Source organism: Streptomyces sp. NPDC050504, from assembly GCF_044458065.1.
Taxonomy (GTDB): Bacteria; Actinomycetota; Actinomycetes; order Streptomycetales; family Streptomycetaceae; genus Streptomyces.
Genome location: NZ_JBITHO010000011.1, coordinates 265,139 through 277,547 on the forward strand (window position 1 = coordinate 265,139; position 12,409 = coordinate 277,547).

Here is a 12,409-nt window from a genome sequence, read left to right on the forward strand (position 1 = left end):
CTACGAGGAGCCCGCGGGGACGGGCGGGCCGGGCACCCAGGACCCGGTGCCCCTTCGAACCCTGGCGCACCCTTCCACGCCAGGACCCCGCCGCGTCGGGCCGCGGGGCCGGCCGTGTCGACCACACCCACGCCACGACACGGCCGGACCGCGCCCGACGCGGCGACCATCCCCTACGGCGCCGTCCCTCCCCGACCCGGAGGGCGGAGAACTGGAGATCCGGAGCGATGACGCCCCTGCCCACGCCGACGCCCCCCGCCGCCCCGCTGCCCCTCCCCCGGCTCACGTCCGCTTCCGCGCCGGTGCCGCGTCCCCCGACGGCACCGGTCTCCCCCACCGGGTCCGGTGGGCCCGTCCCCCCCGGCGCGCCCACCGGACCCGACGTCCTCCTCCCGACCGGCGGAACGCCCCCCGCCGCGGGCTTCCCCCAGGTCCACGGCCTCCCCCCGGTCGGTGGCCTCCCCCCGGTCGACGACCTCCCGCCGGCCGACGAACTCTCGCGCAACGAGAACCCGTTCCCGCCGCTGCCCTCGGTCGTCGAGGCCGTCCAGGCCGAGCTGTACCGCTTCAACCGCTACCCGGACCCCGGCTGCGCACAGCTCGTCGCCGCCCTCGCCGAGCGGCACTCCGTGCCCGCCTCGCACGTCGTGCCCGGCACGGGCTCGGCGGGCGTCGTCCAGGACCTGGTGGCGGCGGTGGCCGGACCCGGTGACGAGGTCCTCTTCGCCTGGCGGTCGTACGAGGCGTTCCCGCGCATCGCCTGGGCGGCGGGCGCGAGCTCCGTGACGGTGCCGCTGCGCGCGGAGGCGCACGACCTGGACGCCCTGGCCGACGCGGTCACCGAGCGGACCCGGGTCGTCCTGGTGTGCAACCCCAACAACCCCACGGGGACCGTCGTGCGGGGCCCCGAGATGGAGCGCTTCCTCGACCGGGTGCCGCCGAACGTGCTGGTCGTCGTCGACGAGGCGTACCGGGAGTTCGTCCGCGACCCCGAGGTGCCCGACGCGGTCGCCCTGCACCGGGCGCGGCCCAACGTCGCGGTGCTGCGCACCTTCTCCAAGGCGTACGGGCTGGCGCAGCTCAGGGTCGGCTACGCGCTGGCGCACCCCGCGCTCGCGGCCGCGGTGCGCGCGCGCTGCCTGCCGTTCGCGGTGAGCGGCCTCGCCCAGGCCGCGGCGCTCGCCTCGCTGCGCGCCGAGCGCGAGCTGGCCGAGCGGATCGACTCGGTGGTGGCCGAGCGGACCAGGCTGGTCGAAGGGCTGCGCGGCGCGGGCCTCACGGTGCCCGACTCGCAGGCGAACTTCGTCTGGCTGCGCCTGGGCGGCGGCACCGCCGCGTTCACCGACGCCTGCGCGGCCGCGGGTATCGCGGTGCGGGCGTACCCGGGCGAAGGGGTGCGGGTGTCGGTCGGGACGGCCGACGCCAACGACCGGCTGCTGCGGGTGGCGGCCGACGGAGGACTGCTGCGAGCGGCGGCCGCGAGCTGATCGCGCCGCCCGCGCGCGGGCGCCCGGTGTGGTGGGCGCGGGGCCGGACGCGGCCGGTCCCGCTGCCTCGTCGGAGCAGGTGTGTCGGACACCGGCTTCAGCGGGCCGTCCTGGCCCCGACCACTGCCGGGCGCCTGCGCAGCGGCCTCGTGGGGTGCAGCAGGGCGACCGCGTGGGCCAGCGAGACCAGCGTGAGGTGGCGCTCGCGGGCGTCGGGATCGACCGAAGCGAAGCCGGATCCGGTGGCCCGGCGCGCGGCGACCTCCATGGAGCGGGCCGTGAGGAACGAGGCGTGGGCCAGGCGCGCGAGCCCCGAAGCGTCGTACCGCTCCAGGTTGGTGAGCCAGAAGGCGCAGCGCCTGTTGTCGTCCGGGTCCCGCTCGGCGAACAGCACGTGGCGCCGCTGCGAGTGGCCCCAGGGCACGTCGCAGCCGGTCTGCAGGATGTCGCGCCGGACGGCGGCCGGGCCGCTGCCGATGGCGACGGTGTGCAGCGCGCGGTGGCCCGTGTGGTCGGCGGAGAGCGTCAACTGCCGCGCGGTGGCCAGCGCGGGCAGGCCGCGCACGGCGGTGCGCACGGCCGGGTAGACGCAGGTCGAGTGGTTGATGCGCAGCAGGTAGCCCGCGTCGTGCACGGACAGCGTCTCCACCGCGCCGCGCAGCCCCGCGTCGCGCACGTCGAGCACGAGCGGGGCGGGCCGCGCGCTGAAGGTCCAGGCGTCGAGCGCGGACTCCAGGGCCGCGGACGTCCTGGCGGCCAGGGCGTTCGCGGGGCCGCGGTCGGGCCGTACGAGCTGCCAGTCGACGGGCACGCCGCCCTGCGCGGTGGTCATCCACACGGTGACGACCCGCTGCGTCCCCGCGCCCGGCCAGGGCACGGCGCCGGGCCTGACGACCCAGGCGGACGGCTGCCGCGACCTGCCCAGCTCCTCGACGAGCGCGCGGCGCACGGGTCGCCAGTCCCAGTCGGCGCGCTCGACGGCGTCCGTGTCGGGCACCGGGTACGCCACGGGGGCCGTGCGCTGCCAGGGCGCGGGCCCGGTGTGCCAGGCGGAGCGCAGCGACCTGGTGTAGTGCGCGGCGGCCTCCCGGTCCCGGGGCGCGAGCACGCGGAGCACCCGGTCGGTGAAGGCGGTCGCGAGCGCGGCGGGGCCGCGGGCGACCCAGCCGGCGATGAGCGGCGCTTCGGACGCCGCCGTGGCGCTCACCGGTCCACCGGTATCGGTCCGGAGGTCCCGGCGCGGTCCGCCGGTGCCGCGGGGCGGTGGACGCGGTGCGGGAGGTCGGGCAGGCCCGTGCGGCGGGGGCTGCCCCGGCGCAGGTCGGCGACCTTGAACGCCAGGTCGATGGCCTGGGCGCGGTTGAGGCGGGGGCCGCCTGCGGACGCGTAGCCGCGGGTGAGGGCGTCGACGCGGCCCGCGCCGCTGCCGCCGAGGCACTCGGTGACGTGCTCGCCCGCGAAGCGCAGGTGGATGCCGCCCGCGGGGGTGCCGAGGGCGTCGTGCGCCTCGAAGAAGCCGGTGAGTTCGGCCAGTACGTGGTCGAAGCGGCAGGTCCTGGTGCCGCCGCAGCTGCGGCCGGTGTCCGTCAGGTCGCCGTTCGCGCGGAAGGTGTTGGCCTCGACCGGGTCGCTGAGCCAGGTCACGCACAGGCCCTCGGCCGTGACCCGCTCGATCAGCGGCGGCAGCAGGTCGCGGACCCTGAGGTGGCCCATCGAGACGATCAGCGTGAGCCGTCCGGGCGCGCGGTCCGGGTCGAGCCGCTCGGCCAGCTCGACCAGGTCGTCGGCGCGGGTCGCGGCGTCGACGCGCAGGGCGACGGGGTTGGCCACCCGGGACAGGAACTCCACGTGGGCGCCGTCGGGCCGCGCGGTGCGCCCGCCGATCCAGAGCAGGTGCGAGGAGAGGTCGTAGGGGGTCCTGGTGGCCGGGTCGGCGCGGGTGAGCGCGGCCTCGTAGTCCAGCAGCAGGGCCTCGTGGCCGACGTAGAACTCGGTGGTGTCGCACCAGGCGGGGCGGGTCGCGGGGTCGTCGCGCAGGGGCGAGTGCGGTTCGGCGGTGAGCGGCCGGACGGCGGCCAGGGTGGCGGCGGCGACGTCGCGGGCGCGCACGAGGCGGCTCGGGTCGGGCGTGCGCGCCGCTTCGGTGAACAGGGTGTCGTTGACGGCGTCCCCGGCGTACGCGGGCAGTTCGACGCCCGCGCGCGTCTCGGTGGAGCGGTCGCACGCCACGACGTACTGTCCGGCCATCCGGCCGACCGGGACCACCGGAACGCCCGTCCCCCAGGCGAGCACCGCCGCCATTTCGAGCAGGGTGGTGGCCGTGGCCCTGACCTGGCCAGGCGAGCTGCCGTCGAAGGTCTCGGCACAGTCCCCGCCCGCGAGGATGAAGGTTTCTCCCCGGGCCGCGCGGGCGAGCCGCCCGCGCAGCCTGTCGCAGTCCGCCGGGCTCACCAGCGGCTCCTCCTGGGCGAGGCGCCCGGTGGCCTCGTCGAGGGCGGCCGGGTCGGGCCACCGGGGCTGGAGGGCCGCGGGCCGGGCGCGCCAGGAAGCGGCGGCCCGGGATATCGGGTCGGCGTTCATCGTGTCGTGGCCTCAATCCGTCGTAGGGGCTGGGCTTCGGGGATCCGGGGCGGCGGGGGACGCCCCGGGTGGAACGCGGCACGTGTGGGGCGTGCCGTGGACGCCGTGGGGGGCTTCTGGGGTACGGGGATCACTCCTCGTCGAGCAGGTCCGGCTCCTCGCGGACGATCTCGTCCCACATGAGCTGGAAGCTGAACCGGCCCAGCTGCTCGTCGCCGAACCCGGCGCGGGCGGCCAGCGCCTGCTCGTACGTCAGGGGGCGCGGGGTGCCGGCCGCCTGTGCGAGCAGCTGCACCTGGGCGCAGCCGTCGTAGGTGAAGAACCAGTACACGGCCTCGTCGAGCGAGCCGCCGACGGTGATCAGACCGTGGTGGCGCAGCAGCAGCGCCCGGTTGTCGCCCAGGGTCTCGGCGATGTCCTGGCCCTGCTCCAGCGAGACGGTGGGACCGTGGTACGCGTCGTAGAGCACCTGTCGCCCGTAGAAGGCCGCCGACTCCTGGTCGAGGGGTTCGAGCAGCTGGCCCAGTGCTCCCAGGGCGCGGGAGTTGACCGTGTGGGCGTGGGCGACGGCCGTCGCGCCGGGGTGCAGCGCGTGGATCCTGGAGTGGATGACGAAGGCGCTGGGGTTGACGCGCCTGGTGCCCTCCACGACCCGGCCTGTGGAGTCGACCCTGATGAGGTCGGCGACCCTGACGTGCTTGAAGGACAGGCCGAAGGGGTTCACCCAGAACTCGTCGGGGTGTTCCGGGTCGCGTACGGATACGTGGCCCGAGACCCCTTCGGCGAAGCCGTGCTTGCCGAACAGCCGCAGGGCGGCGGCCAGTCGCTGCTTGCGGTGGCGCCGCTCTTCGGCGTACGTCGCGAACCGCGGGTTGTCCGGGATGGGCAGCCCTGTCGCGGTGTCGGCGAGGTAGGTGGTGCTCTCGTCTCGGGTGGTGGTGCTCATGGGACGGGTGTTCCTTTCGAGGGAGTGCCCCGGGGCATCGGGCCCCGGGTCACGCGGCGACCAGGTCGCGTTCCTCCCTGGCCGCCCTGACGGTGTCGGCGTGGTCGAGCACCGCGGTGACGATGTCGTGGCTCCGGTCCACCAGGGACGGCACGCCGAAGGTGAAGAACAGCTCGCCCGCCGCGATGTTGCCCAGCGCGTACAGCCGGGGGTCCGGCCTGCTGTCGGTGACGAGCCTGCTGGTGGCCGGGGCCAGCCGGAGCCCGCCGAGCGGGTGCCTGCTGGCGGCGCGGCCGCGCATCAGGGACGTCACCAGCGGCAGGGCCCCGGTGGGGATCCGGCCCTCGGCGGCGTTCACCGCGCTGACCGCGCGGTCGGCGTGGAACTCGCTGCCGTCGGCCGCGACGATGTCGAAGCCGCCGCCTTCCGCCGGGGCGATGTCCTGGAGCCCGGTGATCAGGTCCAGTTGCTTCTCCTCGACGAGCCCGAGCAGGACCGACGCGCTGCTGGGCGGCATCGGGCAGCACAGGCTCATGATCGTGCGGTAGTGCGCGCGCAGCAGCTGGACCTTGTCCTGTTCGCGCAGCACCGGCCAGGTGTCGGCGCCGCTCTCGGGGACGGCGCGTTGCAGGATCCGCATCCCGAGCCGGGGCGAGTCGACCTCGCCGATCTGGCGCCTGAGCCGGTCCACCGGATCCTCCAGGTCCACCCGGATGATCTCGGTGATGACGGCGTCCAGGTCCTCGTCCGCGTCCCTGAACTCCGCCCGCAGCACGGCGGCGACGTCCTCGACGGAGAAGCCGCGCCGCGTGCGGCCGAGCGACTTCACGCGCTGCGGCGTGAGGTGCCGCAGCGTGAAGTCGACCGGCCGCTGCCGCACTCCCGGCAGGACCCCGCGCCGCGACAGCAGGCTGATCCGGCCCTGGTGCCCCTGCGCCGCCAGGGCCAGGATGATGTCGACGGCGGTGAGCCCGCTGCCGATGACGGCGACGTGCTCGTCCTCGCCGACGTCGGCCAGCGTGCGGGAGACGGGGTAGGGGTCGCCCACGAATCCCTCGGTGCCGCCCAGCCCGTAGACGTCCTTGGGGCTGTCGCCGCCGATGCACAGCACGACGTAGTCGCAGGTGCGGGTGTGCCCGGCGCCGGCCCGCAGCTGCACCTGGTGGGGCAGCCTGCGGGCCGACGTGACCGACTCGCCGATGATGTCGACGCGCCAGCCGCGTCGGCGCAGTTCGCCGAGCGCGGCGTTCGCGGTCTGCTCCAGGTACTCGCCGTAGACCGTGCGCGGGGCGAAGCGCACCCCGGTGAGCCGGTCGACCCCGTCGCGCACGCCGGAGACGCGGTCCCGGGATTCGAGCCAGCGCTCGAAGTGCCCGGGGTCGTCGTAGCGCACCGACATGTCGTCGGGCGTGGCGTTGACCCGCAGGGTCTCGGTGTCCATCTGGTAGGCGCGGCCGCGCCACAAGTGCGGCGAGGGCTCGAAGACTGTCAGGGTGCCGGGCTCACTGTCGGCCCAGGTCAGCGCGTCGATCAAGCAGACGGCGGCCGCGCCGCCGCCCACCACGCCGATCGATAGTCCACGCGACATGTGGATCACACCCGCTGTGTCTGCGAGCGCTCGTCCCGCGACTGGCCGTCCTGCCGGTCCTGACGGTTCTGGCGCTGCTCCTCGTCCTGCCGCTCCTCGTCCGTGCGGCGCACGGCGTTCGGGACGGGCAGCGGGGTGTGCAGCTCGTGCTGGCCGGACACGGTGATCTCGCCGACGACCATGATCTGCTCACCGGCCGGGAGGTGGTCCCGGTAGCGGCAGACCATCCACTCGACGTTGTCGTTCTCCTGCGCGTCCTGCGGGCTCTCGGTGTCGAGGATCGATATCCCCCAGACCCGGGACTTCATCAGGTCGGCGAGGAAGTCCGAGGTGCTGCGGAAGCTCAGCCACACCAGCGGCGGCTCCAGCGCGAGCGAGGTGACCGAGTCGGCGGTGACGACCTCGCGCCGCCCGTCCTCGCCCTGCCGGTAGGTGGTGACGACGCAGGTGCCCGCCTCGAAGTGACGCATGGTGCGGGGCATCTGGAGCTCCGCGGCGGCCTCGTCGCGGTCCGCCGAGTCCGCCGTTTCGTGCTGGCCCATGGTGGTTCCTTCCAAGAGTGGGACGGTGGAGAGAGCAGAGGTCTGCTGGGACACAGGAGGTCCTGGAGTGCGGAGGTGCGGAGAGCTACTGGATGGACTCGAAAGCCCGCTCGAACGACACGTGCGGTGCGTCCGGCGTGCGGGAGAGCACGTGGGGCCGGTTGACGGTGTGCACCGGCTCCGGGTGCTCGAAGAAGTGGCCGACGCCCGGGGGCAGCAGCAGGTAGCGCTCGGGGTCGGGACCGAAGACGTGGGTGGTCTCGATGCCGTACGTGGGTGAATCCGGCCGGGTGTCGAGGAGGTGTGCCGTCACCCGGTGGTGGCTCGGGCCGAGGAAGGTGAGCCGGTCCTCCTGGCCGAGGTGGACGCGGTGGGCCCGGTGTTCGGGGGCGTTGGCCGAGTGGTCGGCCACGTACATCGGCTCGGGGTCCAGGAGCGCGCTGAGGCCCGAGTGCGGGCCGCTGCGCACGACCGGGTGGCTCCCCCAGCCGACGCCGTCGATGCCCTCGACGGGCTGCCAGCCGTCCCCGCCCGCCGCCTGGACCCGGTCGAGCCTGCGGCGGAACTCGATGCGCCGGACGTCGCCGTCGTCGAACCGCAGCTCGCGGGTGAGCGGGTAGGCGTGGGCGAGCCTGGGAATCATCTCGCGCTGCCTGGCGGCGACGATCTCGTACCAGAGCGCGCCCGCCGGGTGGGGATTGGGCGTGAAGTACGGGAGTTCGTCGCGCTTGACGCCGAACGGGACGTTGATGATGTCCGCGTCGGGCCGCCACTGGAGCTCCCCGTGCACCCATTCCTCGGGCTCGGGCAGGTACAGCTCGTACGTGTTGAGCGTGTGGACGTGCTCCAGGCCCTCGAAGGTGTGCGCCACGCCAGGCGGGATGCGCAGCGCACGGCGTACGGACGGGGTGAACTCCCGCCGCTCCAGGGTGCCCGCGGTGGGCGACCCGGCGCGGCAGTCGATGAAGGTGCCGGTGATCCGCTGCTGCGCCGGGCCCATGAAGGTGAGGACGTCGGCCTGGCCGAGGTGAATTCCGTAGTGTCCGTAGCTGAATTCACGTTCGCCGTGGAAGACGAGTGCGGCCGGGCGCGGTCCGGGGAAGTAGGCGGCGCACGATGAGTTTCCCGCCCCGGTCCGCGCGTTTTCCTGCCAGCCGAGCTGGCCTATGGAGAATTGCTCGCTCACGATATCCCTCTCCCCGTGCCTGAATGTGCCGTTCAGCCGAGGATCTCTATGTCCCAGCCGGCGGCGTCGGCCGCGTCGCGCAGATCGGCGACGGTGGTGGTCGGAAGTCCGTCGAGCACCTCGTTGACCATGTACTGCATGATCGCGCCGAGGGCCGCCGCGACCTTGGCCGCCTCGTCCGTGTCGCCGGTGAACTTGGTGAACGCGAGGTTGGACATCAACATCCGGAGTGCTTCGTCGCCCGTGTCGCAGGCGTCCCGCAACCGCATGAGCACGGGATCCCCGGTGGCGTCGAAATCCGCGTCGCGCTCGGTGTCGTCGGCATAGAGCCGTTCGAGAAGTTCCTTCGCCGGCCTGGTGGCTGCGGGGTCCGACATGACAACTCGTCTCCTCGTCTCAGGCCCGTTTCTCAACGGGTTTCAGTCGACCAGACGGGCCGCCGCGAGGTCAATGAATACCCCATTGGCCTCGGCGAATCGGGAAATCGGACAGCCCGATTGGGAATTGATGATGGCGCTGTTCGCGGGAATCGGGCACCGGCTGTGCGGCGGTCCGCCGGGGTTATGCGGCGACCAGCCGGGGCTGTTCCGAGGTCATGAAGGCGATGGTGTGGTCCACGAGGACCTGGTGCTCCCTGGGCAGTCCCTGGCCGCGGCGCCACACGAGTTGGGCGAAGAGCTCGAAGGGCGGCTGCCAGTCGAGGGCGACCAGCGACTTGTCGGCGATCTCGGACGCCACCGCCGCGGCGGGCAGCAGCCCCACGCCGAGCCCGGCGGCCACGCCCTGCTTCGTGGACTCTATGTTGCCGAATCCGCGGACCAGGGACGGGGTCGTGCCGTGCTCGCACAGGGTCGACTCGAACAGCTCCCGGTAGCAGCGGCAGCCGCCGTCGGGGGCGAGCGCGGGCACCTGGCCGAGCTGGTCGAGCCCGATCGGGCCGGCCGTCGCGAGCGGGTGCGTGGGCGCGGCGGCCACCACGAGCGGTTCGGGGCCCAGGACGGCCGTGTGCAGCCCCGCGTGGTCGGTGTCGGGCACGGTGAGCAGCCCGATGTCGAGCGTGCCCTGGCGCAGCCCGTGCAGGGTGTCCAGGCAGTTGCCGTCCCTGACCACGACGCGCAGCCGGGGGAAGCGCCGGTGGAAGAACTCCAGGACGGGCGGCAGCCGGTAGGAGATGACGCTCTCCGTGGTGCCGATGGTCAGTGTTCCCGAGAGGCCCTGGCCGCCCGCCACGCCGCGCGCCTCCTCGGCGAGCGCGATCAGCCGTTCGGCGTAGGGCAGCAGGCGCAGCCCGGCCGGGGTCAGCCTGATGCCGCCCGCGAGTCGGTCGAAGAGCAGGACGCCCAGCGAGTTCTCCAGGCTCTTGATCTGCCCGGTGACGCTGGACTGGGCGTAGTTGAGCTCGGCCGCGGCCCTGGTGAAGCTGAGCAGGGTGGCGACCCGTTGGAACGTGGTGAGCTGCCGGATGTCCATGGGTTCCTCCGCGGGTCAGGCCGCGCGGCTGGGGGTGGGATACGGGCGGGGTGCGCGGCGCTCGGGCGCCCGCGGGGCCTCGGTGACCCGCCTGCGGGCCTCCTCGGCGACCTCGATGATGCGTTCGGCGTACGGCAGCAGGCTGTGACCGCCTTCGGTGAGCGTCACGTGACGTCCGCCGCGGTGGAAGAGCGGTACGCCCACGGTGACTTCGAGGTTCTGGATCTGGGCGGTGACGCTCGACTGCGCGTAGTGGAGGTTGCGCGCGGCCCGGGTGAAGCTCTGCTCCCTCGCCACTTCGCAGAACGCGCGCAGCTGCTGCAGCTGCATGTCGCGGCTCCTTCCTGCGGCTCCTGGGCCGCTCGGCCCTGTACGTGTCCTATGAATACAAACCCGCAAGCGGGTATGTTCTTGCGGCAGACCTCCGCGCGGAACTTCCGCGCGGAGGGGGATCGTCAGTCGGACATGGCCACGGGGGACATCAGGTCGCGGGCGATCTGCGGCAGCAGCCGGTCGAGCAGCGCCGGGGCCCGTACGCTCCCCGTGGCGCTGCGGGGTATCTCGTCGGTCGCCAGCGCGTGGGCGAACACCCAGGGCAGCAGGCGCTGACAGGCCGCCAGGACGGCGCGCCGCCCGGCCGCCTCCTGGTCGGGGTCGAGCGGTACGAACGCCACCAGGACCGTCTCCCCCAGGTCGGGCAGGGAGGTCAGCAGGACGGCGCTCTCGCGGACGCAGGGCAGCTCCAGGATCTCGCGCTCCAGGGCGAAGAACCCGTCTTCGAGGCCGCCGGGGCCGCCTTCGGCGCCGCCGAACCGCCCCTCGTCGATCCCGTCGCCCCCGGGGCCGTACGGCTCGTGCTCCCCGTACCCTCCGTACCCCCCGTACTCTCCGTGCTCTTCGTACCCTTCGTTCGCGTACCAGCTCATGCCGACACCTCCTGCTGGACGGCCTTCTCCAACTGGAGGTTGAGCGTGATGATCGGCAGCACCGATTCCAGCAGCTCGGCGGTGTCGATGCGGCCCGTCGGGCTGTACGGGATGGTGTCGACCGGGATCACGTGCGCGGGCAGGAAGGGCACCCGGCGGGCGCAGGCGGCCGTCAGCGCGGCGCGCCCGGTCACCTCGCGGCCGACCGCGACCGCGATGAACGGCACCACGAGGGCGTCGCCCAGCTCGGGCAGGTCGACCCGCATCACGGCGGTGTCCCGCAGGCACGGCAGGTTCAGCAGGTCCGACTCCAGCCGGAACAGCGCGGTGTCGGCGTCCGAGTCGCGGGCGAGCGCGACCACCTCGGCGGTGCGGCCCGTGACGACCAGGCGCCCGCGCTCGTCGATGCGGCCGAGTTCGCCGGTGAGCCGGAAGGGCTCCCGCTCCCCCGCCCCGCCGCCCCGCGCGGACCCGGCCGACCCGACCTCGACGCGGGGCAGTTCGGCGTCCCCGTCGAGGTAGTGGTCCATCAGCCGGTAGCCCGCGAGCGCGATCCTGCCGGCCTGTCCCTCGGGCAGCGGTTCGCCGTCGTCGCCGACGACCAGGAAGGTGTTGCCGAGCGTGGGCCGCCCCGAGCGCAGCGGCGCGACCAGCGACTCCTCCGGCGTCAGCACGGTGTTGAGCCCGGTCTCCGCCGTGCCGTGCACCAGGTGCAGCACCGGCCCGAGGCGCTCCCAGGCGGTGTTGACGACCCAGCGGCCCAGGTGGCGGCCGAGGGTCAGCACGCAGCGCAGCCGCGCGGACTCGGCGACCGGCCTGCCCGCGGGCCCGGCGAGCAGCGCGGTGAGCGTGTCGGGCGCGACGACCGCGGTGGTGATCTGCTCGTCCCCGATGGCGCGGGCCAGACCGGCCGGGTCGTCGTGGGGGGCGAGGACCACCGTGGCGCCGAGGGCCAGGTGCGCGCGGGCCAGGCCGAGCGCGACGGGCTCCCACAGCGGTGCGGCGAAGAGGTGCACGTCGTCGGCGTCGAAGCCGAACTCGTCGACCAGGTCGATGAGTTGGCGTCCCTCGGTGGAGGTCTTCCGTACGGCGATCCGGTTCGTCTCCCCGCAGGGGGCGAGGCTCAGGGACTCGTACGGCTGCGGCGGCGGCAGCTGCCCGACGGGCTCGGCCGCCTGGAGGCAGGCGAAGGTGACGGGCTGCCGCGCGGACGGCGCGGGCTTGCGGTCGGTGGCGGACTCCTCGTCGAGGAAGACGCGTAACACCCCGTCGCCGCCCGGCCAGGCGCAGCGCTCCAGCAGCCGTCCCGCCCCGCCGCCGACGAAGACGGCGCAGGGCTCGATCCGGCCGAGCAGCCGCCCCAGCTCGGCCTCGCCGAGGCCGGGGTCGAGCGGGGCGCAGGGGATGCCGAGGGTGGCGCAGGCGGCCAGTGCGACCACGGCCTCCCAGCCGCTCTCCGAGGTGAGGAGCACGGCGCGGGCGGGGCGGTCGGACGGCAGCGCGGGCACGAGGCCGGCCGCCGCGCCCTCGACGACGTCGGCGAGCGCCCGCCAGGTCAGGCTCGCCCCACCGGCAGCGAGGGCGATCCGGTCCGGGTCGCCCGCCGCATGACGCCGGATGTCGTCAAGTTTGATCATGTGACTGCTCCCTCGGCTAGGGCCACCCGTTGTCCGCTGTCCGCGGC

General features: G+C 74.0%; 12 protein-coding genes. 1 reads left to right on the top strand and 11 read right to left on the bottom strand.

Annotated elements, in window-relative coordinates:
- The first annotated feature begins 227 nt into the window (after positions 1–227).
- Entirely contained in the window at positions 228–1,487 is a 1,260-nt protein-coding gene (locus ACIBNE_RS34595; RefSeq protein WP_399278780.1) for a histidinol-phosphate transaminase, read from the top strand.
- Positions 1,488–1,584: 97 nt separating this feature from the next.
- Here ACIBNE_RS34595 and ACIBNE_RS34600 read toward each other — a convergent pair whose 3' ends face one another.
- From ACIBNE_RS34600 to ACIBNE_RS34650, 11 genes are all read right to left on the bottom strand, one after another.
- Positions 1,585–2,694 (bottom strand): hypothetical protein, encoded by a 1,110-nt coding sequence (locus tag ACIBNE_RS34600; RefSeq protein ID WP_399278782.1) that lies wholly within the window; start codon positions 2,692–2,694, stop codon positions 1,585–1,587.
- Entirely contained in the window at positions 2,691–4,067 is a 1,377-nt protein-coding gene (locus ACIBNE_RS34605; RefSeq protein ID WP_399278783.1) for a 3-deoxy-7-phosphoheptulonate synthase, read from the bottom strand. The genes ACIBNE_RS34600 and ACIBNE_RS34605 overlap by 4 nt, the downstream gene beginning before the upstream one ends.
- A gap of 130 nt (positions 4,068–4,197) precedes the next feature.
- Entirely contained in the window at positions 4,198–5,013 is an 816-nt protein-coding gene (locus ACIBNE_RS34610; RefSeq protein WP_399278785.1) for a class II aldolase/adducin family protein, read from the bottom strand.
- A gap of 49 nt (positions 5,014–5,062) precedes the next feature.
- Positions 5,063–6,601 (bottom strand): FAD/NAD(P)-binding protein, encoded by a 1,539-nt coding sequence (locus ACIBNE_RS34615; RefSeq protein WP_399278787.1) that lies wholly within the window; start codon positions 6,599–6,601, stop codon positions 5,063–5,065.
- Between the two features lie 5 nt (positions 6,602–6,606).
- Positions 6,607–7,143, bottom strand: a complete 537-nt coding sequence (locus ACIBNE_RS34620; RefSeq protein ID WP_399278789.1) for a flavin reductase family protein — start codon at positions 7,141–7,143, stop codon at positions 6,607–6,609.
- An 85-nt stretch (positions 7,144–7,228) separates the two neighbouring features.
- Entirely contained in the window at positions 7,229–8,329 is a 1,101-nt protein-coding gene (locus ACIBNE_RS34625; RefSeq protein ID WP_399278791.1) for a hypothetical protein, read from the bottom strand.
- Between the two features lie 32 nt (positions 8,330–8,361).
- Complete coding sequence (locus tag ACIBNE_RS34630) at positions 8,362–8,706, bottom strand: hypothetical protein (protein ID WP_399278793.1); 345 nt, start codon at positions 8,704–8,706, stop codon at positions 8,362–8,364.
- A gap of 184 nt (positions 8,707–8,890) precedes the next feature.
- Entirely contained in the window at positions 8,891–9,799 is a 909-nt protein-coding gene (locus tag ACIBNE_RS34635) for a LysR family transcriptional regulator (protein ID WP_399278795.1), read from the bottom strand.
- 15 nt (positions 9,800–9,814) lie between these two features.
- Positions 9,815–10,129, bottom strand: a complete 315-nt coding sequence (locus ACIBNE_RS34640) for a LysR family transcriptional regulator (protein ID WP_399278797.1) — start codon at positions 10,127–10,129, stop codon at positions 9,815–9,817.
- A 125-nt stretch (positions 10,130–10,254) separates the two neighbouring features.
- Positions 10,255–10,725 carry a hypothetical protein gene (locus tag ACIBNE_RS34645; protein WP_399278799.1) on the bottom strand — a complete coding sequence of 157 codons (471 nt, stop codon included), beginning with the start codon at positions 10,723–10,725 and terminating at the stop codon, positions 10,255–10,257.
- Positions 10,722–12,362, bottom strand: coding sequence for a class I adenylate-forming enzyme family protein (locus ACIBNE_RS34650; RefSeq protein ID WP_399278801.1), 1,641 nt, complete (start codon positions 12,360–12,362; stop codon positions 10,722–10,724). The genes ACIBNE_RS34645 and ACIBNE_RS34650 overlap by 4 nt, the downstream gene beginning before the upstream one ends.
- Positions 12,363–12,409 lie beyond the last annotated feature (47 nt).